This is a genomic window from Mesoterricola sp. MK458 (assembly GCF_055384935.1).
On the sequence record NZ_AP045075.1, the window covers coordinates 2,899,298 to 2,923,826 of the forward strand.

Here is a 24,529-nt window from a genome sequence, read left to right on the forward strand (position 1 = left end):
GGGGGACTCCTGGGAGGGTGCCCCACGATATCAGGATCGCGGCGGTTGTCCCTCCGCCAGATGGATCCCCCCGTCGTCCAGGGTGATCTTCCGGCCCTTGTACAGGGCGCCCAGGGCCTGCTTGAAGGCCTTCTTGCTGATGCCGAACAGGGTGTGGATCGTCTCGGGAGGCGTCCGGTCGCCCACCGCGAGGTGGCCGCCTGCGCGGGCCAGCGCGGCCAGGATCCGGTCGGCGGCGGACTCGACCTTGGCGTAGCCGGGGGCGGCAAGGGCGATGTCGAGCTTGCCGTCGGCGCGGAGGGTCTTGACCCAGCCATCCTGCCGGTGCCCCCGGGGCAGGCTCCCGAAAAGGTCGCTCGCGTGCACGAGGCCATAGTAGCGGTTGTCCACGATGACCCGCAGGCCAAGGTCGGTGGGCTCGTCCACCAGGATGGCGACCTTGTCGCCGGCGCGGTAGCCCCCGGCCTCGTCCCGGAGGAAGTCGTCCAGGCGCGCCGAGGCCGCCACGCGGCCGTCCTCGGCCTCGAACACGCAGACCATGATCCGGCGCCCCTCGACGATGCGGCGCTTCTGCTCGAACTTCACTTCGCTCCAGGGGAGGAGCAGGTCCTTCGGCCGGCCCCAGTCCAGGAAGGCCCCGGCGTCCTTGACGGATACGATGCGCAGGTAGGCGACGTCGCCGGTCTTCACGGGCTCATGGGTCATCACGCGTCCTTCAGGAGGGCCAGCAGCGCGGCTGCGTCGAGCTGGGCGGCGACGGCGGCGCCGCTGAGGAGGTCCTCGGCGAGCTGCCGCTTCTGTTCGTGGAGGCGGAGGATCTTCTCCTCGACGGTGCCCTTGAGCACGAGGCGGTACACGGTGACGGGCCGGGTCTGGCCGATGCGGTGGGCGCGGTCCGAGGCCTGGTCCTCCACGGCGGGGTTCCACCAGGGGTCCATGTGGATGACGAAGTCGGCGCCCGTGAGGTTGAGCCCGGTGCCGCCGGCCTTGAGGCTGATGAGGAAGAGCTCGCCCTCCCCGGCCTGGAAGGCCTTGACGGAAGCGCTTCGCTTTTTCGCGGGGGTGGCGCCGTCCAGGTACTGGTAGCTGACGCCACGGGCGTCCAGGGCCTCGCGCAGCAGGGCCAGGTGGTCCACGAACTGGCTGAAGACCAGGGCCCGGTGGCCGTTCTCGCGCAGCTCGTCCACCAGGTCCAGGAAGGCCTCCAGCTTGGAGGAGGGGATTCCGGCGTCCTCCTGCACCAGGGCCACGTTGCAGCAGGCGCGCCGCAGGCGCATGAGGGAGGCCAGCACCTGCATGGTCTGGCCCGGGGATCCGTCCAGGGCCTCCAGGCTCTGGCGGCGCAGGGCCTCCAGGAAGGCCGCCTCGGCCTCCGAAGGCTCCAGGGCCAGCACGATCTCGGTGCGGGCGGGGAGTTCGGAGAGCACCTGGGCCTTGGTGCGGCGCAGGAGGAAGGGGCTGACGATGCGCCGCAGGCGGGAAACGGCCTCGGCGTCCTGGTCCTTCTCAATGGGCTCCTGGAACCGCTTGCGGAACTGGTCCAGGGATCCCAGCAGGCCGGGGTTCAGGAAGTTGAAGAGGTTCCACAGCTCGGCCAGGTGGTTCTCCACGGGCGTGCCCGACAGGAGCACCCGGAAGCCCGCCTGGAGGTCCATGACGGCCTGGCTGCGCTTGGTGAAGGCGTTCTTGATGTTCTGTCCCTCGTCCAGCACGACGGTGGCCCAGGGGACGCGCTGGAGCCGCTCGGCCTCGAGGGAGAGCAGGCCGTACGTGCAGATGTAGAGGTCGCAGGGGCCCGCGTCCCGGAGGGAGGCCTCCCGGTCCCCTTCTCCGAAGCGCTTGACCGTGAGCCGGGGCGCGAACTTCCGGGCCTCGGCCTCCCAGTTCGAGCAGACGCTGGTGGGGGCGATGACCAGGCCGGGGCCGTCCCCGGCGCGGGAAAGGAGCATGGCCAGCGTCTGGACGGTCTTGCCCAGGCCCATGTCGTCGGCGAGGCAGGCCCCCAGGCCCGCCGCGGCCAGGCGCAGCATCCAGCGGCAGCCCTCGGCCTGGTAAGGCCGGAGCTCGGCCTGGAGGTCGCCGGGCACCTCGGGCTCCAGGCCCATGGCGCCGTGGAGCCGCTCCAGGAGGCCCGTCCACGCCTTGTCAGCCTTGAATTCCCCCAGTTCGCCGGCCAGGCCCTCCAGGGCCAGGGCGCCCATGCCGGGAAGCCTCAGGCTGCCGCCGTCCACCTCCCCCAGGGCGCGCAGGTCGTCCAGGCGCCGGCGGAAGGTCTCGGCGAGGGCATAGACGCGCCCGTCGCCCAGCTTCACGAAGCGGGCGCCGGGCTTCTCCGAGGCCTGCAGGAGCTCCTGCAGGCTGGCCACGCGTCCCTCGTCCAGCTTGAGCTCCCCTTCGGCGTCGAACCAGGTGCCGTGGCGCTTGAGCCGGAGGCTCATGGCTTCCATGCCCAGGGTGCGCGGCGGGCTGAGGCGCCCGCCCTCGGGCCACTGCACCGCGGCCAGCCCCTTGGCGTTTTCAAGTTCCAGCAGGAGGGTCATGCAGCTCTCGGGATCGTCGATCATCCACTCCGAGCGCCCCTCCTCCACCGGCAGGGTGGGCAGGACCTCCAGCAGCGCCTCGGCGGCGGCGGTCTCGGCCTGCAGGTCGCGCGCCACCAGGCGCGTGGCGCCCCGGTGCTCCACCATGAGGTTGGAGCCGCCCTGCCCGGGGGGGTAGTATCCGGCCCCCTTCAGGGGCTCCACCCGAAGCTGGGCCTTGAGGCCCTGGTGGAACGGCATGAGCAGGAGCTGGATGCCGGGGTCGCCGTCCACCTTGGCCATGCCGGCCTTTCGCGCGGCCTCGTCCTTGACGGTCACGTCCGAATGGATGGTCACCATGGGGGCCACGGCGCGCAGGGCCTTGAGCACCTGGGCCTCGGCGGCCAGGGGAACCTGGAGGCCCTGGCCCACGATGCCCTCAAGCTTGCGGTGGGCGGAGGTGACGGTGATGACCCGGACCCGGAAGAGCCCGTCGTTCACGACCATCACGTCGCCCTCCTCCAGGGGCGGCTCCAGGCGCAGCTCCAGCACCTGTCCCCGGCGGGTCACGCGCAGCTCGGGCTGGCCGGCCACCACCTCCACCCGGGAGGCCTGGTCCACCTCGCCTTCGGTCCAGAACACCAGGGGGTGGCCCACCAGGGCCTGCAGGGCGCCGTCGAGGTTGAGCTCGAAGCCCTTCCAGCCCTCGCGCACGCAGGCGATGACGGCCTGGTCCTGGGGCAGCAGGAAGTCGTAGGCGCGGCTCTCCTCCTTGAGCCGCTTCATGGAGATGGCCTTGCCGCGGGTCCACTGGCCGCGCGCGTCCAGGCGCTGCTCCCGGGGCTCGATGACGAAGGGGGCCTTGCCTTCGGTGTTGCGCCAGACCCACCAGGCCAGGCGCCCGGGGCGCTGGCTGGCCATGGGCTTGACCAGGCCGTGCAGGTCCTCCAGGGCCTTCTCCCAGCTCTCGCTGTGCTGCACCAGGTCCAGGAAGGGGAAGCGCCCGGTGGACAGGGCACCCCGGCTGCGCCGGCCCATCTCGTCCAGTTCGCGCGCGAACAGGCCCAGGGGCAGGCCCGTCAGCTCCTGCCGGGCGCCTTCCAGGGCGGCCGGGGAGGTCCGGGCCTCGCACAGATAGCCGCAGAGGACGTCCACGAAGCGCACGACGCCCGTGGGCTGGACCCGCGGCGGAAGCTCCTCCCGGGGGGGCAGGCCGGTGCGGTGGAGGAGGAGCCGCTGAAGGGGTTCGGCCATGGCGCGCAGGGGGTCCCCGGGCTGGCGCCGGCCCAGGAGCTCCAGGCGTTCGGCGGCCACCCGCAGGCCGGCGTCGTCGCCGCGGCCCAGGAAGGCCAGGAAGCAGAAAAGGTCCATAAGCCCGGGCAGGTGGACGGCCTTTCGCCGGGCCCCCTGGCCCAGGGCGGCCAGGACGGTGCCGAAGCCCTCCGCGGCGGCCTGGGCATTCCCCTGCGCGAGGTTCATGGCCGCCTCCAGCAGGGCGATGGGCACCAGGGCCCGCTGTTTGGGCTGGAGCTTCGCCAGCAGGGCGCCGGCCTCCTCCAGCCGGCCCTCCATGACCAGGTACTCCAGCATGGGGCCCAGGGGGTTGGGCCGGGTGCGGCTCCGGGCCTCCATCCAGGCCCGGAAGGCCTCGTTGGGGTGGTGGTGCACCGTCTGGTCGTGCAGCAGGGCCCAGGCCCCGTGGCTCTGCTGGGCCGGCGGCAGGGCTTCGAACCAGGCGGGGTCGAAGGGGCGCGAGCAGATGAGGGCCAGGGGATCCCGGAAGGCGAGGGCGGTCCGGTGGGTGGCGCGAACCTTCTCCTGGGCCGTCAGCCAATCCTCGGTGCGGCCCTCCAGGAAGGCCAGGCGGAAGGCCGCCAGGTCCCGTCCCAGGGTGTCCAGCAGGACCTTGCCCGCGTCGTACGAGCACTGCCCGGCCACCGAAAGGGGCTTGAGGACCCCCTTGCGGTGGGCCCGGCGGCACACCGCCTCCCGCGCGGCCTCGGCCACGGACCAGAAGCCCCGGTGTTCCTCCTGGGCCAGCCCCGCCTCCCGCAGGAGGTTGAGCATGGGGGTCATGGCCGCGGGGTCGGCGATCCACGGTTCGGCCTGGGGGGCCACGCGGCTGCGCACGAGCGTCTGGGCCAGATGGCCCCGGGCCGAGGCCTGCCCGATGGCGCCCATGGCCATCAGGAGCGCCTCAGGAAGGGACTGGAGCTTGTCCAGGTCGAAATCGGAAACCCAAAGAACTGGCATCTGATCAGGTTAACCCCTTCCCGGTTTTTTGGCGCCCGAAGTTTTCCGCCGGCGGTTCGCCAGGGTGCGCAGTGACGGCTGATTTCCGTGAGAGGGAGTCTCGCCCGCGGGGCCCATCCGGGGTAAGCTGGGCCACCCTGGTCCTGCCGGAGGAACCCTATGCACCCCGAGCGCGTGTATTTCTACGGCACCTGTCTGGTCGACCTCTTCTATCCGGAAGCGGGCATGGCCGGCATCAAGCTGCTGCGCCGGGCGGGGGTGGAGGTGCTCTTCCCGGAAGGCCAGACCTGTTGCGGGCAGCCGGCCTTCAATTGCGGCTACTGGGAGGAGGCCCGGCGGGTGGCGCGGAGCCAGGTGGAGCTCTTCCCCCTGGACCTCCCCGTGGTGCTGCCGTCGGGGAGCTGCGCGGGCATGATGCGCAACCACTACCCGGAACTCTTCCACGGCGAGCCCGACGAGGCCCGGGTGCGGGCCTTCAGCGGGCGGGTCTTCGAACTCACCCAGTTCCTGGTGGACGTCCTGGATGTGCGCCTGGAGGATCTGGGGGAGCCGGTGAAGGTCACCTGGCACAGTTCCTGCCACGCCCTGAGGGACCTGGGCCTGGCGGGCCAGCCCCAGGCGCTGCTGGCCCAGCTTGCCAACGTGGAGCTGGCCCCCCTGGCGCGGGAGCGGGAGTGCTGCGGCTTCGGGGGCACCTTCTCGGTGCGCCACCCCGAGATCTCGGGGGCCATGGCCTGCGACAAGGCCGCGGACGCCGTGGCCACCGGGGCCACGCGGGTGCTCAGCACGGACGGCGGGTGCCTGCTCAACGTCCAGGGCGCCCTGGAGGCCAAGGGTGATCCGCTAAGGACCCAGCACATCGCCGAATTCCTCTGGGAGCGCACCCATGAACGCTGAGACGGGTTTCCGGGAATCGGCGACGCAGGCCCTGGGCGACCCCCAGATCAGGGCCAACTTCCGCCGGGCCATGGACGGCCTCATGGCCAAGCGGGCCGCGCAGTTCCCCGACCCCGCGGACCTGGAGGCCATGCGCAACCTGGGCACGGCCATCCGCGCCCGCAGCCTGCTGGACCTGCCCCGGCTCCTGGAGCAGTTGGAGGCCAACTGCACGCGCAACGGGATCCAGGTGCACTGGGCCCGCACCTGCGAGGAGGGCAACGAGCTGGTCCTGGGCCTGCTGCGCGCCCGGGGCGCCACCCGCCTCGTCAAGGGCAAGTCAATGGTTTCGGAGGAGATGGGGCTCAACCACTTCCTGGAGGCCCACGGCGTCGAAGCCCTGGAGTCCGACCTGGGGGAGTACATCATCCAGCTGGACCACGAGACGCCGAGCCACATCATCATGCCGGCCATCCACAAGAACAAGACGCAGATCGCCCGGCAGTTCAGCCAGAAGATCAAGGACGCCAAGTACACCGAGGACGTGGACGAGCTCACCGCCCTGGCGCGCAAGGTGCTGCGCCGCAAGTTCCTGGAGGCCGACGCCGGGCTTTCGGGCGTGAACTTCGCCGTGGCCGACACCGGCACCCTCTGCCTGGTGGAGAACGAGGGCAACGGCCGCATGAGCACCCACGTGCCGCCGCTCCACATCGCCCTCATGGGCCTGGAGAAGGTGGTGGAGACCCTGGAGGACGTGGCGCCCCTCTACGCCCTGCTCACCCGCTCCGCCACGGGCCAGGCCGTGAGCACCTACCTCAACCTCATCCGCGGACCCCGGGGACCCGAGGAACTCGACGGCCCCCGGGAGGTGCACCTCGTGATCCTGGACAACGGCCGCTCGCGCATCTACGCGGATCCCCAGCTGCGGGCGACCCTGCGCTGCATCCGCTGCGGAGCCTGCATGAACCACTGCCCGGTGTACACCCGGGTGGGGGGCCACGCCTTCCAGGCGGTCTACCCCGGGCCCATCGGGACCATCCTCACCCCCCAGATGGAGGGCGTGGGCGTCCGCCACGAGCTTCTGCACGGCTCGAGCCTCTGCGGGGCCTGTTCCCAGGTGTGCCCGGTGGAGATCCCCATCCCCGAGATCATCGTCCGCCTGCGCCGGGAGGCCACCCACCGGGACGCCGCCTCGGCCGTGGAGGGGCGCGGCACCGGCCGCACCGCGACCGAAGACCTGGCCTGGCGCGTGTGGGCCGCCGTGCTCTCCCGTCCCCGGGCCTACCGGCTCGCGGCCTGGTGCGCCACCCGGTTCCGCAACCTGATCCCCGGGGGCCTGCCCCTGCTCAAGGCCTGGACCCTGGCCCGGACCAAGCCCGTGCCGGCCCGGCGCTCCCTGCAGGAACGCATGAGAGAGGAGGGACGCATCCATGGCTGACGCCCGCGCCGCGATCCTGGAAAGCCTGCGCGCCGGTGGCGGCGGGGAGGCGGTGCCCGTGCCCGACACGGCCGTCCTGGCCCGGAGGACCTGGTCCCCGGCCGAGCGGGTCCAGCGGCTCCGCCGGGGCATGGAGCTCGTCCACACGGAATTCCTGGAGGCCGCCCCCGGCCAGTGGCCGGGCGTGGTGCTGGGCTTCTGCCGGGACGAGGGCCTGGCGAACCTGCTCTACGGGCCCCGCAGCGCGGCCGGAAAGGCGCTAGCCTCCGCCTGGACGCCCAAGGACCCGGAGCTCATCCCCTACCAGGACCCGGTGGAATCCTTCAAGGCGACGCTCTTCGACGGGGTGGCGGCGGGTTTCACCACCGCCTTGGCGGGGGTGGCGGAGACCGGCGGCCTACTGCTGGAGCCCGGCCCCGAGGAGCCGCGCCTGCTCTCCCTGGTTCCCCCGGTGCACATCGCCCTGCTCCTGGCCTCGACCATCGAGGACACCCTCTGGTCCGCCATGCGCCACCGGGGCTGGGGCAAGGGGACGGCCCGCAACTCCCTGCTCATCTCGGGCCCCAGCAAGACCGCCGACATCGAGCAGACGCTGGCCTACGGGGTGCACGGGCCCAAGCGCCTCGTGGTGGTGCTGGTGGACAACCTGTAGGAGGCTGTCCACATATTCCTCGGCCCCGCGATGATGGCACCGGCCATGGCAAGACAAGGCACGCGAGGAGAGCGATTCGGGTAATCGTTCGACGAGCGTAACGCGGGATTGCCGTGGCCGCTGCCATCACCCGTAGGGCGGTGCCTGGAAGCCCGCTTCTCGTGTGCAAGACCCTTGAAAATATGACCCATATTTCCTGCGGGCCTTGCGCTCGATAATCGGGCTTCCAGGCGCCGTCGCGAGGCCGAGTAATACGTGGACAGCCTCCTAAAGTCGCTTGCGGATCTCGCGCTCGGCGAAGGTCACGTGCTCGAGCATGGCCCGGGAGGCGCTGTCGGCATCATGGGCCTTGATGGCCTCGAAGACCCGGGTGTGCTGGTCGATGATCCGCTGGGCGTTGTTGGGGGTGTCCAGGAGCAGCTGCTGGCTCCCGGCGGACACCGCCTTGCTCCACTCCTCGTGCACCGTGCGAAGGAGCTTGATCAGAAGATTGTTATGGGTCGCTTCCGCCACCGCGTAGTGGTAGGCTCCATCATATTCCTCTCCTTTTTCAGAGTCTCCCTGCCGGATGCGATCCTTCATCTTCTCCAGGAGCATTCCAATCTGCTCGATCTCCTCGTCCGTGGCGCGTTCCGCGGCCAGCGCAGAAGTGGCGGTCTCGAAGATCCGCCGCACCTCGAACATGTCGAGGAGCGAGCCGCGTTCCACCGCCAGGAACATGGCCAGGGGGCGGATCACCTCGTTGGCCGACGCGTCGCGGATGAAGGTGCCCTCGCCGTGGCGGATCTCGATGAACCCGAGCATCTCCATCGACCGGATCGCCTCGCGCACGGACACGCGGCTCACCTGGAGCCGGTCGGCCAGTTCCCGTTCGGACATGAGCTTGTCGCCGGGCTTCAATTCGCCGCCGGTTATGAGCTGCTGGATCTGCTCGGCGATCTCTTCATATATGCGCTTGGTCTTTACGGGTGTGAATTCGATGGCCACGGGAAACCTCGCCACGATCCTAGCAGGGCCGGGGGGCGGAGAACCGGCCCGGTCCATGAATGTAATATCAGCGCCACAAACGGATGTGTTGAATTAAATCAGCTTAGAAATAAGACGAGGTTGTCCAAAAATTTGGTGGTCGGACCACCATACCTTTGGTAGTCTTTCTCGCTCCCCTGATCTTTCTTCCAACCCACCCACTCCTCACCTATAGGAGGTCCAATGAATTGGACTCAGGTGTACTCGCCCGTCATGGGCAACATCTTCTTGTCGGCCCTTGTGGCCGCCCTGCCCGTGTTCGTGCTCCTGGGCCTCCTGGCCTTCTGGCACGTGAAGGCCCACATCTCGGCCCTCCTGGGCCTGCTCACGGCGCTCCTGGTGTCGATCTTCGTCTACCACATGCCCGCCAAGCTCGCGGGAATGGCGGCGGTGAACGGGGCCCTCTACGGCCTGCTGCCCATCGGCTGGATCGTGCTGAACGCCATCTTCATCTACGACATCACCGTGAAGTCGGGTGATTTCGAGGTGGTCAAGCACTCCATCGCGGGGATCGCGGCCGACCGCCGCATCCAGGCCCTGCTCATCGCCTTCAGCTTCGGCGCCTTCATCGAAGGGGCCGCGGGCTTCGGCACCCCGGTGGCCATCTCCGCGGCCATGCTGATCGGCCTGGGCTTCCGTCCCCTCCAGGCCGCCGGCCTCGCCCTCATCGGCAACACGGCCCCCGTGGCCTACGGCGCCCTGGGTTCCCCCCTCATCGCCCTCGCCGGCGTGACGGGTCTGCCCCTGGAGATGCTGAGCGCCGCCGCCGGCCGCATCCTGCCAATCTTCTCGCTGATCGTGCCCTTCTGGATCATCTGGACCATGGCCGGACGCAAGGCCATGATGGAAGTCTGGCCCGCCTGCCTCACCGCCGGCGCCTCCTTCGCCTCCGTGCAGTTCCTCGTCAGCAACTACCATGGCCCCTGGCTGGTGGACATCGCCGGCGCCATCGTCTCCATGGTCTGCACCGTCGTCCTGCTCAAGTTCTGGCAGCCCAAGACCCTCTGGCGCTATGAGCACGAGCGCGAAGAGGCCCACGCCGAGATCCCCGACCAGTCCACCGGCAAGGTCGTCAAGGCCTGGATGCCCTGGGTCTTCCTCTCCCTGTTCGTGTTCGCCTGGGGCACCCCCCAGGTCAAGACCTTCCTCAACGGCGGCCCCAAGGACGCCCCGAACTTCCTCTACGGCGTCTCCAAGTTCGACTACCAGATTCCCCTGCTCCACATGGCCGTCACCAAGGCCCCGCCGGTCGTCGCCAAGCCCGCCAAGGAAGCCGCCGTCTACACCCTCAACTGGCTCTCCGCCACCGGAACCAGCCTCATGCTGGCCGGCATCGCGGGCGGCCTCCTCCTGGGCTTCGGCCCCTGGCAGCTCCTGAAGATCTGGGGCAACACCGTCAAGCGCGTCCGCATCTCCCTGCTCACCATCGCCGCCATGCTGGCGCTGGGCTTCTGCACCAAGTCCGCGGGCCTGGACGCCACCATGGGCCTGGCCTTCGCCGCCACGGGCGCCGTCTTCCCCTTCTTCAGCGCCATGCTGGGCTGGCTGGGCGTGGCCCTCACCGGTTCCGACACCTCCTCCAACGTGCTCTTCGGCGGCCTGCAGAAGATCACCGCCCAGCAGCTGGGCCTCAACCCCGTGCTCACGGCCGCGGCCAACACCTGCGGCGGCGTCATGGGCAAGATGATCGACGCCCAGAGCCTGGTCGTGGCCTCCGTCGCCACCCACCAGGAAGGCCAGGAGGGCACCATCCTCCGCTACGTCTTCTGGCACAGCATCGTGCTGGCCGCCCTCGTGGGCCTGGTGATCATGCTCTACGCCAAGGTCCTCCCCTCCAACTGGATGCCCAGCGCTCCGGCGCCGGCTCCCGCCGTCAACGTCGCCGCCCCGGCTCCCGCCGTGGCAGCTCCCGTCGCCACGCCCGTCAAGTAGGACGAGTTCCAATACGCACGACCGGGTCCTGCCAGCCTCCTGCTGGCGGGGCCCTTTTCAGGGCCGCCAGGGCCCGAGGACAGTACAATGAGCAACGCCGCCACCCTCCGGGAAACCCTCGCAGCCATCGTCGGCCAGGACCGCGTCCTGGACCGTCCCGTGGACCTCATCGCCTTCGCCTCAGACGCGAGCTTCTACCGGCTGATCCCCAAGGCCGTCGTCTTCGCCAGCGGCGTGGACGAGGTCAAGGGCCTGTTCCGGGCCAGCCACGAGCTGGGCATGCCCATGACCTTCCGGGCCGCGGGCACCAGCCTTTCGGGCCAGTCGGTGTCGGACGGCATCCTCGTGGAGGTGGCGCGCAACTGGCGGGGCATCGAGGTGCTCGAAGGCGGCGCCAGGGTCAAGGTACAGCCGGGCGTCATCGGCGCCCACGTGAACCAGGCCCTGGGCCGCTTCAGGGCGAAGATGGGCCCGGATCCCGCGTCCATCAACACCTGCACCGTGGGCGGCATCCTTTCCAACAACTCCAGCGGCATGTGCTGCGGCGTGACCCAGAACGCGTACCACACCCTGGATTCCCTCACCTTCGTCCTGCCCTCGGGCACCGTGATCGACACGGCCCGCCCCGACGCCGACGAGGCCCTTCGCAAGGCCGAGCCGGCGCTGTGGGACGGCCTGCTGGCCCTCAAGGCCGAGCTGGAGGCCAACGCGCCCCTGGCCGCGCGCATCCGCGCCAAGTACAAGATCAAGAACACCACCGGCTATTCCCTGAACGCCTTCCTGGACTTCTCCCGCCCCGTGGACATCTTCCGCAACCTGCTGGTGGGTTCGGAAGGCACCCTGGCCTTCATCGCCGAGGCCATCCTGCGCACGGTTCCCGACCTGCCGGTGAAGGTCACGGGCTTCCTCATCTTCCCCGACATCCACGCCGCCTGTGCCGCCATCGTTCCCCTTAGGGACGCCGGCGCCGCCGCCCTGGAGCTGCTGGACCGCGCAAGCCTGCGCTCCGTGGAGAACCAGGCCGGAATCCCCCCCACCATCAAGGACCTGCCGGAAGGCGCCGCGGCGCTGCTGGTGGAGTTCCAGGGCCAGGAGGAGGCGGCCCGGTACGACCTGGAGGCCAAGGCCTTGGCCGCCGCGGCCGGGCTGACGCTCCTGGAGCCCGCCAAGTTCACCCACAACCCCGTGGAGCAGGCCCTGTTCTGGAAGATCCGCTCGGGCACCTTCCCCTCCGTGGGCGCCGTGCGCAAGCGCGGCACCACCGTCATCATCGAGGACGTGGCCTTCCCCATCGAGAAGCTCGCCGACGCCACCGTTGACCTCACGAAGCTGTTCGCCAAGCACGGCTACGACGAGGCGATCATCTTCGGCCACGCCAAGGACGGCAACCTGCACTTCGTCATCACCCAGTCCTTCAACGACCAGGCCGCGGTGGACCAGTACGCCCGGTTCATCGACGACGTGGTGGAGCTGGTGGTGAAGAAGTACGACGGCGCCCTCAAGGCCGAGCACGGCACCGGGCGCAACATGGCCCCCTTCGTGGAGGCCGAGTGGGGCGCCGAGGCCAAGGCCGTCATGCAGAAGCTCAAGGCCCTCGTGGATCCCAGGCAGCTGCTCAACCCCGGCGTCATCCTCACCTCCGACCCCAAGGGCCACCTGGCCGACCTCAAGCCCATGCCCGGCGTGGAGGAGGAGGTCGACAAGTGCATCGAGTGCGGCTACTGCGAGCCCAAGTGCCCCAGCCGGGAGCTCACCCTCACGCCCCGCCAGCGCATCGTCGTGCGCCGCGAGATGGCCCGCCTGGAGACGACCCGGGAGAACCCGGCCCTGCTGGGCTCGCTTTCCGAGGCCTTCCCCTACATGGCCCTCAAGACCTGCGCCGTGGACGGCCTGTGCGCCACCGCCTGCCCCGTGGGCATCGACACGGGCCAGCTCACCAAGCGCTTCCGCCGCGCCAGCCATTCCCCCCGCGCCCAGAAGCTCGCGCTCATCGTGGCCCGGAACTTCGCCACCATGGAACCCGCGGTGCGCCTGGGCCTGCGCTCGGGGCACGTGGTCCAGGCCATCTTCGGCAACGCGGCCATGCCCATGCTCACCCGCATCCTGAAGGCCTTCGGCTGGGCCCACCAGTGGAGCCCCGAAATGCCCAAGGCCGCCAAGGGCAGGCTCCCGGTCACCCAGCGCCAGGGCGCCCAGGCCATCTACTTCCCGGCCTGCATCTCGCGCACCATGGGCCACCTGCCCGGGGAGGACACCAGCATCAGCCTCGTGGAGGCGCTCGTGGCGGTCTCGGCCCGCGCGGGCGTGCCGGTGCACATCCCCACCGACGTGGCCGGCACCTGCTGCGGCGTGCCCTTCTCCTCCAAGGGCTTCGACCAGGCGCACCGGTTCTCGGTGAACCAGGCCATCGAGCGGTTCTGGACCTGGAGCCAAGAAGGCGAACTGCCCGTGGTGGTGGACACGTCCCCCTGCACCTACGGCCTGACCAGCTGCCGCGCCTACCTCACCCCCGAGAACCAGGCGAAGTTCGACAAGCTCACCATCCTGGACGCCGTGGCCTTCGCCCACGACGTCCTGCTGCCAAAGCTGCAGGTCAAGCGCAAGATCGGCTCGGCCGTGCTGCACCCGGTGTGCTCCCTCACGAAGATGGCCCTGGCCCCCAAGCTCGAGGGCGTGGCCAAGGCCCTGGCCGAGAAGGTGACGGTGCCCAGGGACGCCGGCTGCTGCGGCTTCGCCGGCGACCGCGGCTTCATGGTGCCCGAGCTCACCGCCTCGGCCACCAAGCACGAGTCCAACGAGGTCCGCCAGGGCACCTTCGACGCCCACCTTTCCAGCAGCCGCACCTGCGAGATCGGCATGACCCGCTCCACGGGCTCCATCTACCGCAGCTTCGTCTACCTCCTGGAGGCCTCCACGCGCCCCTGAGGTAGAGTTGGGGGATGGCTTTCCTTCTCGCCGTCTCCGTCATCTGGGCCCTCTCCTTCGGACTGATCCCCCGGGTCAGCCCGATGGGGGCGCCGTTCGTGGCCGCCGCGCGGTCCGTCCTGGCCCTGGCGCTCTTCCTGCCCTTCTCGCGGGTCAAGGGCCTGGCCTGGCGGCACCGCCTCGCCCTCGCCCTGGTGGGCGCGCTGCAGCTCGGCCTTATGTACGTCTTCTACACGGCCAGCTTCCGGTGGCTGCTCCCCGGCGAGGTGGCGCTGTTCACCATCTTCACGCCCATCCTGGTGGCCCTGGCCGACGACGCCTTCTCCCGGCGCATGTCCTGGCCCGTGCTCGGCGCCGCGGCCCTGGCCGTGGCGGGCACGGCCATCTGCCTGGGGACCCGGGTGCGCCAGGAGGGCGTGCTCCGGGGTTTCCTCCTGGTGATGGCCTCCAACGCCTGCTTCGCGGGGGGCCAGGTCCTGTACCGCAGGCTGGCGCGGAGCCTCGGCAGGCCGGACCACCAGCTCATGGGCCTGCTGTACGCCGGGGCCGCCGTGGTGACGCTGGCCATCGCCATGCCCGGGGTGGACCTCTCCAGGGTCCTCCACGCCTCCGCCTCGCAGCTCCTGGTCCTCGTGTACCTGGGCCTGGTGGCCTCGGGCCTGGGCTTCTTCCTCTTCAACGCCGGGGCCCGCCGCGTGGACGTGGGCACCCTGGCCGTCTTCAACAACGCCAAGGTGCCCCTCGCCATCCTGGCGTCGGCCCTGGTGTTCGGGGAGCGGGTGGAATGGATCCGGCTGGCGATGGGGGGCGGGGTGATCGCCCTTGCCTTGATCTTGAATGCTGGATTTAAAAAGACTTACTAAAACATCCTTGCAAATTGATGATGGCATCACCAAATCGCCAGCCTGGACACGAGGCGGTTCGATACCTCCAGGTTCACGGATGAATCAGGCTAAGCCCGGCCCTGCATTTACGATTTCTGCATCCCCGTCCATCCTGTTCATCCCCGGCAAAAACAGACGCAGGGTGCATCGGCGCGACTTGTTCCAGAGTCTCGGCACCATCCTTGGCTAAAAATCCGGGTTCAACGGAAGTATTCAACGCCCGCCCTGAAGATCTCCATGTCCTTGTCCCCCGGCACGTTGAACCACACGTGGGGCGTGTGGCGCTCGGGATGGGCCATCTTCCCGAAGACCCTTCCGTCGGGGCTGGTGAGGCCTTCGATGGCCAGGGCGCTGCCGTTGGGGTTGTACTCCAGGTCCAGGGTGGGGTTGCCCAGGTCGTCCACGTACTGGGTGGCCACCTGGCCCCGGGCCAGGAGGCCCTCCAGCACGTCGGCGGGGCCCACGATGCGCCCCTCGCCGTGGGCGATGGCGGCGGTGTGGATGGCGCCGGGCTGGACCCTGGCGAGCCAGGGGCTGCCGGCGGCCACCACCCGGGTGCGGGCGAAGCGGCTGGCGTAGCGCAGGCTGTTGAAGGTGAGGGTGGGGCTGCGGGGATCCAGGTCGCGGATCTCGCCGAAGGGCACCAGGCCCAGCTTGATGAGGGCCTGGAAGCCGTTGCAGATGCCCAGGGCGAGGCCGTCGCGCCGCTTCAGCAGGTCGTGCACGGCCTCCTTCACCCGCGGGTTGCGGTAGGCGGCGGCGATGAACTTGCCGCTGCCCTCGGGCTCGTCCCCCGCGGAGAACCCGCCGGGGATCATGAGGATCTGGGCCCGGCGGATGGCCTGGGCCATGGCGTCCAGGGATTCCTCCACGGCCCGGGCGTCCAGGTTGCGGAACACCACCGTCTCCGTGACCGCTCCCGCCCGTTCGAACACCTGGGCCGTGTCGTATTCGCAGTTGGTGCCGGGGAACACCGTGAGGACCACCCGGGGACGGGCGATGCCCAGGGCGGGCGCCTGCGGCGCCTGGAGCACCCGAGGCTGGAAGGGCGGGAGCGCAGGCACCGCGCCCTCCTGGCGGGTGGGGAAGATGGGCTCCAGCGGCGCCTCCCAGACAGCCAGGGCCCGGTCCAGCGCCAGGGAAAGCCCCTTCGTGCGGATCACGGGCTCGGCCTGGGTGGTGCCCAGGCGGGTCCAGGCCAGGCCGTCCAGGAGCTCTTCCAGGTCGCCGTCCAGTTCCAGCACCAGGGCGCCGGGACGGGGTGCGAACCAGTGGGAGGGCTCCCTCGGCTCCAGTTCCAGGCCCACACCGTTGCCGAAGGCCATGATCGAGAGGGCGGGAGCCAGGCCGTCCATGCCCACGGCGCGCGCCGCGAGCACCCTGCCCTCCCGCACGAGGCGGGCCACGTGGGCGTAGGTCTTGTCCAGCACCTCCCAGTCGGGGAGAGCCTCCTCGGTGCGGAGCAGGTCGATGAGCACCACGGCGTGGCCGGGGCCCTTGAGCTCGGGGCTGGTGACCTGGTCGGCCCGCACCACGTCCACCGCGAAGGCCACCAGGGTCGGGGGCACGTCCAGGTCCTTGAAGGTCCCGCTCATGGAGTCCTTGCCGCCGATGGCCGGGGCGCCCAGGGCCAGCTCGGCGTTCAGGGCCCCCAGCAGGGCCGCGAAGGGCCTGCCCCACCGGGCGGGGTCGTCCTTGGGCTTGCCGAAGTATTCCTGCAGGGTGAAGCGCAGCCTGCGGGGATCCCCGCCCACCGCGGCCAGGCGCGCCGCGGCCTGCACGTGGGCCCACACGGCGCCGTGGAAGGGGCTCCAGCGGCTGAGGGCGGGGAAGTAGCCGTGGCTCATGGCGCTGGCCGACAGCGTCTCGCCGTCCTGCACGGGGAACTTGGCCACCATGGCTTCGGAAGGCGTCCGGCGCAGGCGGCCCCCGAAGGGGGCCAGCACGGTGCCCGCGCCGATGGTGCAGTCGAACTTCTCGGCCAGGCCCCGCTGGCTGCAGGTGTTGAGGTCCGCGAGACGTTCCAGCCAGGTTCGCTCCAGGTCCGCGGGGTCCACGGCCGGCGTGGCAAAGGGGGTGGCGGCGGAGGGGGACTCGATGCGCACGGTGGTGAACTGGGCGGCGCCGTTGGTGTCCAGGAACTCCCGGGAGAGGTCCGCGATGGTGCGCCCGCGCCAGGTCATGCGCAGGCGGGGTTCCGGAGTGACGCGGGCCACCAGGGTGGCCTCCAGGTTCTCGAGGGCGGCCAGGCGCATCACCTCGGGCGCGTCCGCGGCGTCCACGGCCACGGCCATGCGCTCCTGGCTCTCGGCGATGGCCAGCTCCGTGCCGTTGAGGCCTTCGTACTTGCGGGGAATCACGTCCAGGTCGATGACCAGGCCCGGGGCCAGCTCTCCGATGGCGACCCCAACGCCGCCAGCGCCGAAGTCGTTGCACTTCTTCACCAGCCGGCAGAATTCCGGGGCCCGGAACAGGCGCTGGAGCTTGCGCTCCATGGGGGGATCCCCCTTCTGCACCTCGGCGCCGCAGGTGTCGATGGAGTCCTCGGTGTGGCTCTTGGAGCTGCCGGTGGCACCGCCGATGCCGTCGCGGCCAGTGCGTCCCCCCACCAGGATGATCACGTCGCCGGGCGCGGGCTCCTCGCGGCGGACCTGGGCCTGGGGCACGGCGCCCACCACGGCGCCGATCTCCATGCGCTTGGCCACGAAGCCCTCGTCGTAGTACTCGGTCACCTGGCCCGTGCAAAGGCCGATCTGGTTGCCGTAGGAGGCGAAGCCCTGGGCGGCCTCCTGGGTGATCTTGCGCTGGGGCAGCTTGCCGGGGAGCGTGGCGTCCATGGGCGTCCGGGGATCGCCCGAGCCCGTGACGCGCATGGACTGGTACACGTAGGCGCGCCCGCTGAGCGGGTCGCGGATGGCCCCGCCCAGGCAGGTGGCGGCCCCGCCGAAGGGCTCGATCTCGGTCGGGTGGTTGTGGGTCTCGTTCTTGAACATGAGCAGCCACGGTTCGCGCCCGCCGGGGGCCGCGGTGTTGTCCACGTCCACCACCACCGAGCACGCGTTGATCTCGCTGGTGAGCTCCTGGTCGTCGAGTTTCCCGGCCCTGCGCAGGGCGCGGGCGGGAAGCAGGGCGATGTCCATGAGGCACTCCGGCCGCTCCGCCAGGTCCTCCCCGAACACCTGGCCCCGCAGGTCGCGGTAGGCCCCGTAGGCGCGGCGGATGGGCCGGGCCATGGGACCGTCCTCCACCGCGACGTCCGTGACCTGGGTGAGGAAGGTGGTGTGGCGGCAGTGATCGGACCAGTAGGTGTCCAGCAGGCGCAGCTCGGTCTCGGTGGGGTTCCGGCCCTCGCCGCGGAAGTAGGTGCGGGTGTGCTCCAGGTCCGCCAGGGTCATCGCCAGACCCATGCGGGCGTGCAGGTCCTCCAGGAAGGCCAGGCCGCCTTCATTGAAGCCCTCCACCACGGCCACGTCGGCGGGTTCGGGCAGCACCGGGGTGAGGGTGGCGGGCTTGGCCCACGCCGCCTCCCGGCTGTCCACGGGATTGACGAGGAAGCCGCGGATGCGGTCCAGATCCCCGGGCGCCAGCGTGCCCCGGAAGACAGAGACGCGGGCTCCGGCCACGGTGGGCCGCGCGCCGTGGGAAAGGAGCTGGAGGCACTGGGCGGCGCTGTCGGCCCGCTGGTCGTACTGGCCGGGCAGGTACTCCACGGCCAGGGCGGTCTCGCCGGGGCCCACGGGCAGCTCCTCGTCGAACACCGCGTCCACCGGGGGCTCGGCGAAGACGGTCCAGCGCGCCGCCTCCAGGTGCGCCTCGGAAAGGCCCTCCACGTCGTAGCGCACCGCGATGCGCAGGCCCTCCAGGCCGGCGATCCCCAACTGCTCGCGCAGGTCGTGGCGAAGCTTTTCCGCCTCCACGGCGAACTCGGGCTTCTTCTCCACGAAAAGGCGGCGGATGGCGGGCATGGGGGTTCCCTGTCAAAACAGAACGGCCGCCCGGATGCGGCCATGTGTCACTTCAAATATAGCAAGATTGCCGTATTAATGGTTCAAGGCCTCGCCCGTGGCGGAGGCCGCGCAGGCGCGGATGTGCGCGGGGGTGCCCGCCGCCACGACCGCCCCGCCCTGGGGCCCGCCCCCGGGCCCCAGGTCCACGATCCAATCGGCGCCGCGCACGAATTCCAGGTCGTGCTCCACGGCCACCACCAGGTTGCCGGCCCCGGCCAGGTGGCGCAGGGAAGCCACCAGGCGCTCCACGTCCTCGGCCCCCAGCCCCCGGGCGGGCTCGTCCAGGAGAACGGCCGTGCCCTCCGGGGGTACGGCCAGGAGCGTGGCCAGGCGCAGGCGCTGCCACTCGCCGCCGGAAAGCCCGGGGCCGGGCTGGCCCAGGCGCAGGTAGCCCAGGCCCACCCGGGCCAGGGCGTCCAGGGGCCCCGCCAGGGCGGCGTCGTTCCCGAGGAACCCCCGGGCCTCGTCCACGGTGGCGGCGAACACCTGCGCGATGGACCGCCCCTCCAGGAGGCATTCCAGGACCGCGGGCCCGAAGCCGGCGCCCCCGCAGGTCTCGCACCCCACGGTGACGTCCGGCAGCAGGTCCATGGGCACCGTGATCGCGCCCCTGCCCTCGCAGGCCTCGCAGCGCCCGCCCGGGGAGGCCGTGGAGAAGTGCTTCGCGGAAAGCTTCAGCGACCGGGCCCCGGGGGTGGCGGCGAAGCGCCGCCGCAGCGGGTCGGCCAGGCCCATGGCGGTGGCCACGGTGGTGGACCAGCCCGGGCCGGAGCCGCCCTGGTCCAGGACCTCCACGCGCCGGACCGGGACGTGCACCCGCAGTTCCGCGCAGCCCACCGGGCCCCGCCCGGCCAGCAGGGACCGCAGCGAGGCTCCGAGCACGCCCCGCACCAGGCTGGACTTGCCGCTGCCCGAGACACCCGTGACCGCCACCAGGGCCCCCGACGGCAGGTCCACGTCGATGCCGCGCAGGTTGTGGAGGCCCGCGCCCCGGATGGACACGCCCGGCGCGAGGGGACGCGCCGGGGCCGGCGGGGGCGGGGTCCGGCGCGCCAGGATCCGCCCGGTGTGCGAGGACGGCGGGAAGGATCCCGGGGCGCCCTGGCCCGTGAGCAGGCCCCCCCGCGGCCCCGGCCCGGGGCCCAGTTCCAGGATGTGGTCGGCGCGGGCCACCAGGGCGGGGTCGTGCTCCACCACCACCACGGCGTTGCCGGCGTCGGCCAGGCCGCGCAGCACACCCGCCAGGCGCGCGGTGTCCCGGGGGTGGAGGCCGCGGGTGGGCTCGTCCAGCACGTAGGTGACGCCCGAGAGGCCCGAGCCCAGGGACGCGGCGAGGCGCACCCGCTGGGCCTCGCCGCCCGAAAGGCTCGCCATCTCCCGCCCGGGCGCCAGGTGCCCCAGCCCCGCCTCCTCCAGGGCCGCCAGGCGGGGCAGGATATCCTCCCGCAGCGCGGCGGCGGGGCCCGACAGGTCCAGGGACCCGAACCAGGCCCGGGCCTCGGACACGGTCATGCGCGCCAGTTCGGGCAGGCGCAGCCCGGAGAACGAGGAGCTCCGGGACCGCGGGTTCAGGCGCTCCCCGCCGCAGTCGGGGCAGGGCGTCTCCCCCAGGAGGTCGGCCAGGTCCTCCCCCTTCTCCAGGTGCACCCGTTCGTACTCCCTGTCCACCAGGGCCGCGAAGCCCTCCCAGGGGGTGGAGAGGCGGTGGACCCCCTCCCGCCGGCCCCGGCGGTAGGCCCATTCCACCTCCAGGGTCCCTTCGCAGCCGCGCATGGCCACGGCGCGGGCGGCGGCGTCCAGCTCCCGCCAGGGGCGGTTGAATTCCAGGCCCAGCTTCCGTCCCGCGGCCAGGAGGGTGGCGACGTAGCGCCCGTCGCGCTCGCCCAGGTAGGCGCCGAAGCGGGTGCCGTCCAGGGCGCCCGCGACCAGGGGCAGGTCGGGGGCGGTGACGAGCCGCTCGGGATCGCAGGCCTGGAGGAAGCCCAGGCCCCTGCACCGGGGGCAGGCCCCGGCCTCGGCGTTGGGCGAGAAGGCCGAGGCCGGCAGGGGCTCCGACCCCGCCCGGGACCAGAGCATGCGGAAGAGTTCGTCCAGTTCCGTGACCGTGCCCACCCGGGAGCGGGGGTTGCGCCGGCCGGAACCCTGGGGCACGGCCACCGCGGCCTGGAGGTTGCGGGCCGCGGCGAATTCCGCCCCGCCCTTGCGGGGCAGGAGCCGGCGCGCCCAGGGGGCCACCAGGTCGTTGAAGCGGTTGAGGCTTTCCGCCAGAAGGGTGTCGAAGACCAGGGAACTCTTGCCCGAGCCCGACGGGCCGGTGACCACCGTGAGGCCCCGGGCGGGGAAGGCGGCGTCCACCTCCCGCAGGTTGTGGGTGGTGACGCCCTGGAGCTCCATGGGCGGAAGGGAGGCGGGAGCGGGAAGCGACGGGGGCGGGAGGGGGAAGCCCCGCAGGCCCGCCCCGGTGAGGGAGGCGTCGCAGGCGGCCACCTCGGCGGGGGATCCCGCCACCACGATGCGGCCGCCTCCGGGCCCGCTGCCGGGCCCCAGGTCGATGACGTGGTCGGCCCGCAGGATCACGTCGGGATCGTTGTCCACCACCAGGAGGGTGTGGCCGGCCTCCGTGAGCCGGTCCCAGGCCGCCAGGAGCACCTGCGTGTCAGCGGCGTGGAGGCCCGTGGTGGGTTCGTCCAGGGCGATGAAGGAGGCGCCCTTGCCGGCGCGGGCCAGTTCCGTGGCCAGCTTCACCCGCTGGGCCTCGCCGCCCGAAAGGGTGGTGGCGGGCTGGCCCAGGGGCAGGTAGCCCAGGCCGCAGTCCAGGAGGGCCGCGAGGATGCGCGCGAGCCTGGGCTGGTCCGCGAAGAGCCCGGCGGCATCCCGGACGCTGCATTCCAGCACGTCGGCGATGGTCCGGCCCCGGTATTCCACCGCCAGCACCTCGGGGTGGAAACGCCTGCCCGCGCAGGCGCCGCAGGGCACGGACACCGTGCCCAGGTGCTTCATGCCCACCTCCAGCACCCCGGCCCCTTCGCAGGTCTCGCAGCGGCCTCCGGGGGTGTTGAAGGTGAAGTGGCCCTTGCCCAGGCCCGCGGCCCGGGCGGCGGGGGTGGCGGCGAAGAGGGTCCGGATGAGGTCGAAGGCGCCCGTGTAGGTGGCGGGGTTGGACCGCGGGGTGCGCCCGATGGGGGCCGCATCCACCCGCAGCGCCGGCCGGCGCCCGGCGACGTCGTCCAGGAGGGAGGTCTTGCCGGCGCCGGAGACGCCGGTGACCACGTTGAGGCCGCCCTCCACCAGCTCCACCGCCAGGTCCTGGAGGTTGTGGCGGCGCAGGCCCTCGATGCGGATGCGGGCCCCTTCCCGGGGCACCCGCGGCGGGGGACGGTAGCCTCCCCGCAGCCAGGTCCGGGTGGGGGAGTCGCCCGTTTCCAGGAGGCCCGCGGGAGGCCCGCCGTAGAGGATTCCGCCGCCCTCCCGGCCCGGGCCGGGACCCAGGTCGACGATCCAGTCGGCGCCCAGGGCGATGACCGGGTCGTGCTCCACGACCACCACCGTCTGGCCCTGGTCCCGCAGCCTGCGCAGCACGCCCAGGAACCGCGCCGCATCGCCCGGGTGGAGGCCGGCGGAGGGCTCGTCCAGCACCAGAAGCAGGCCCCGCAGCTCTCCCAGGGCGAGGGTCAGCAAGCGCAGGCGCTGGGCCTCGCCCTGGGAGAGGGTGGGCGCGGGGCGGTCGAAGGCCAGGTACCCCAGGCCCAGCTCCACCATCAGGGCGGTGCGGCCCAGGAGATCCTCCCGGATGGGCCCCAGCACCGCCGCGCCTTCGCCTTCGGGCTCCAGCCCGGCCAGGAAGCCGTGGAGCTCCGAGGCCGTCCTGGCGGCCAGGTCCGTGATGGCCAGGCCCCGCCAGCGCACCGCCAGCGCCTCCGGGCGCAGCCGCGCCCCCCCGCAGGCGGAGCACGGGGAGGTCGCCACGTAGCGCAGGATCGAGTCGTTGCGCTTGCCCCGGAGGATCTCCTCCATGACCGGCACGAGGCCGCGGTAGAACCCGTCCTGCCGGGGCCGGGCGGTGATGCCCGTCCACTTGAGGCGGGATTCCAGGGGATGCTTGCCGTAGGGGACCCGCAGGCGGTCCGAGCCGTGCAGGACCACCTGGCGCGCCTCGTCGCCCAGGTCGCGCCAGGGGATGTCCACGGAGCCCCCGTGGGCCCGGAGCACCTGGTCCAGCACGTCCAGAGTCACCTGGGAGTACATGAGGTAGCCGTTGGGGGTGCTCACGTGGAGGGCGCCCTGGCGCAGGGTGCGGGCCGGGTCGGCCACCAGCAGGTCCAGGTCCAGGCGGTCCTCCACGCCCAGGCCGGCGCAGGCGGGGCACGCCCCTTCGGGGCCGTTGAAGGAGAACAGGCCCCGGGTGGGCGCGACCGGACCCTCCCCGAGCCGCGCGAAGAGCAGGCGCAGCAGGTCCCACACCTCGGTGAGGGTGCCCACGGTGGACCGGGGGTTGGCCAGGGACGCGCGCTGGCCCACGGCCACCGCGGGCCCCAGCCCCGTGATGGAAGCCGCCTCCGGCCGCCCCAGGCCCCCGGTGAACTGCCGGGAGAAGGCCGGGAGGGTCTCCAGGAACCGCCTCTGTCCTTCCCGGAAGAGGGTATCGAAAGCCAGGGAAGACTTGCCCGACCCCGAGACCCCCGTCACGACCGTGAGCCGCCCTCGGGGAATGGCCACGTCCACGCCGCGCAGGTTGTGCTCCCGCGCGCCCTTGACGACGATCCAGCCGCTGTCCTCCATCCAGGAATACTATCACCGGCGAATTCCGATGCCTTTCAGGGCCGTGCGGGGCACAAGCAGATCGAAAAAACGGTACCTGCTCATCTGGATTTGAAGATTCGGCGTCTTCGGGTAAAGGACCCGTACGCCGAGCACGCCGAGGCGCAGAGTTGCGCAGAGGTGGCTTCGCATCCTTGGCGCCGACCCATGCCGCCCAGGCCCTGCCCGCTGACGCGGGCCGCGTCGCAGGCGACGCGCGGCAGGGGGCGCTGGCCCTTCCACATGCGAGCCTGTGGCGGGCCAGCGCCCCCTGCCTTGGACGGGCCCGGGCTAGGCGTTGAGAGTTTCGTGGGGTTTCGGCGCGGACATTGTTCTTCTCTGCCGGAATCTGTATGAGCGTGGGGTGTTCCAGCCGATGCGGTTCGATGAACCACGATTCCAGGCGCCAAGGAACCACGCCGCTGGATTCCATCCGGATCGATGAGCCCAGGCCCGTCCAAGGCAGGGTGCGCAGGTCCTTCCACAGGCTTGCATGCGGAAGGACCTGCGCGCCCTGCCGCGCGTCGCCTGCGACGCGGCCCGCGCCAGCGGGCAGGGCCTGGGCGGCATGGGTCGCCGCACCAAGTTGCGAAGCCACCTCGGCGTGACTCTGCGCCTCGGCGTCCTCGGTGTACGGGTCCTTTACCCGAAGATTCCCCAACACTCCATTTGGGCGAAATCATTCCGCAGAAAACCACCGGCCCCTATCGCGGCCTGCCGTCGGGGAGGTCCAGGGGCTGGCCGTCGATGCGCTTGAGGCGGGACATGAGGACGGTGCCGGTGCGGGTGTTGAAGATGATCTTCCGGCCCACGTCGCCGCCCACGTCCGAGGCGGTGATGGGGATGCCGGCCTCCCGGAGCAGGTCCCAGGCCACGGTGATGTTGCGCTCGCCCACGGTGACCGAGCCCTGGCTGTTGCCGATGACGTTGCCGCCGCCGAAGACCTTGGCCACCATGCGCTCCCGGGTGCAGCCCCGGTCCAGCATGGCCCGGACGAGCTTCTGGATGGCGATGTTGCCGTACTTGGGCGTGGGCAGGCCGTCCCCGTTCCACAGGGCGAGCATGTAGTGGTTGATCCCCCCCATCTGCATGGCCGGGTCCCACAGGCAGACCGCCACGCAGGAGCCCAGCACCGTCGTCACCTCGAATTCCTGCCGGTGCGCGAACACCATGCAGGGATAGAGGTAGTGGGTGGGTACCTTCTCCAGGGCCTGATCCAT

General features: G+C 71.1%; 12 protein-coding genes. 6 read left to right on the top strand and 6 right to left on the bottom strand.

Annotated elements, in window-relative coordinates; genetic code table 11:
* Positions 1–30: 30 nt before the first annotated feature.
* Together ACZ5LB_RS12545 and ACZ5LB_RS12550 are read right to left on the bottom strand one after the other, a co-directional pair.
* Positions 31–705 (bottom strand): CvfB family protein, encoded by a 675-nt coding sequence (locus ACZ5LB_RS12545; RefSeq protein ID WP_464602563.1) that lies wholly within the window; start codon positions 703–705, stop codon positions 31–33.
* The gene (locus ACZ5LB_RS12550) at positions 705–4,772 is read right to left on the bottom strand and encodes an SNF2-related protein (protein ID WP_464602564.1); all 4,068 of its coding nucleotides are present in this window, start codon (positions 4,770–4,772) and stop codon (positions 705–707) included. The genes ACZ5LB_RS12545 and ACZ5LB_RS12550 overlap by 1 nt, the downstream gene beginning before the upstream one ends.
* 159 nt (positions 4,773–4,931) lie before the next feature.
* On the opposite strand from ACZ5LB_RS12550, the gene ACZ5LB_RS12555 reads away from it, so the two are divergent.
* The 3 genes from ACZ5LB_RS12555 to ACZ5LB_RS12565 are packed head-to-tail and all read left to right on the top strand — an operon-like array spanning position 4,932 to position 7,738.
* Positions 4,932–5,669, top strand: coding sequence for a (Fe-S)-binding protein (locus ACZ5LB_RS12555; protein WP_464602565.1), 738 nt, complete (start codon positions 4,932–4,934; stop codon positions 5,667–5,669).
* Positions 5,659–7,086, top strand: a complete 1,428-nt coding sequence (locus tag ACZ5LB_RS12560; RefSeq protein WP_464602566.1) for a LutB/LldF family L-lactate oxidation iron-sulfur protein — start codon at positions 5,659–5,661, stop codon at positions 7,084–7,086. Before ACZ5LB_RS12555 ends, ACZ5LB_RS12560 begins: the two co-directional genes overlap by 11 nt.
* A complete protein-coding gene (locus tag ACZ5LB_RS12565; RefSeq protein ID WP_464602567.1) occupies positions 7,079–7,738 on the top strand; it encodes a LutC/YkgG family protein in 660 nt (219 codons plus the stop codon). Before ACZ5LB_RS12560 ends, ACZ5LB_RS12565 begins: the two co-directional genes overlap by 8 nt.
* A 267-nt stretch (positions 7,739–8,005) precedes the next feature.
* Here ACZ5LB_RS12565 and ACZ5LB_RS12570 read toward each other — a convergent pair whose 3' ends face one another.
* Positions 8,006–8,725: a FadR/GntR family transcriptional regulator gene (locus ACZ5LB_RS12570; RefSeq protein ID WP_464602568.1), complete on the bottom strand. Its 720-nt coding sequence runs from the start codon at positions 8,723–8,725 to the stop codon at positions 8,006–8,008.
* A gap of 222 nt (positions 8,726–8,947) precedes the next feature.
* Between ACZ5LB_RS12570 and ACZ5LB_RS12575 the strand changes: the two genes are divergently transcribed.
* The 3 genes from ACZ5LB_RS12575 (at position 8,948) to ACZ5LB_RS12585 (ending at position 14,484) form a co-directional block, all read left to right on the top strand.
* Positions 8,948–10,696 (top strand): L-lactate permease, encoded by a 1,749-nt coding sequence (locus tag ACZ5LB_RS12575; protein ID WP_464602569.1) that lies wholly within the window; start codon positions 8,948–8,950, stop codon positions 10,694–10,696.
* An 87-nt stretch (positions 10,697–10,783) separates the two neighbouring features.
* Complete coding sequence (locus tag ACZ5LB_RS12580) at positions 10,784–13,621, top strand: FAD-binding and (Fe-S)-binding domain-containing protein (protein ID WP_464602570.1); 2,838 nt, start codon at positions 10,784–10,786, stop codon at positions 13,619–13,621.
* 14 nt (positions 13,622–13,635) lie between these two features.
* Complete coding sequence (locus tag ACZ5LB_RS12585) at positions 13,636–14,484, top strand: EamA family transporter (protein ID WP_464602571.1); 849 nt, start codon at positions 13,636–13,638, stop codon at positions 14,482–14,484.
* A 221-nt stretch (positions 14,485–14,705) separates the two neighbouring features.
* Here ACZ5LB_RS12585 and ACZ5LB_RS12590 read toward each other — a convergent pair whose 3' ends face one another.
* From ACZ5LB_RS12590 to ACZ5LB_RS12600, 3 genes are all read right to left on the bottom strand, one after another.
* Positions 14,706–18,470: a phosphoribosylformylglycinamidine synthase gene (locus ACZ5LB_RS12590; RefSeq protein WP_464602572.1), complete on the bottom strand. Its 3,765-nt coding sequence runs from the start codon at positions 18,468–18,470 to the stop codon at positions 14,706–14,708.
* 75 nt (positions 18,471–18,545) lie between these two features.
* Entirely contained in the window at positions 18,546–23,291 is a 4,746-nt protein-coding gene (locus ACZ5LB_RS12595) for a hypothetical protein (protein ID WP_464602573.1), read from the bottom strand.
* Positions 23,292–24,013: 722 nt separating this feature from the next.
* Entirely contained in the window at positions 24,014–24,529 is a 516-nt protein-coding gene (locus tag ACZ5LB_RS12600) for a chemotaxis protein CheD (protein WP_464602574.1), read from the bottom strand.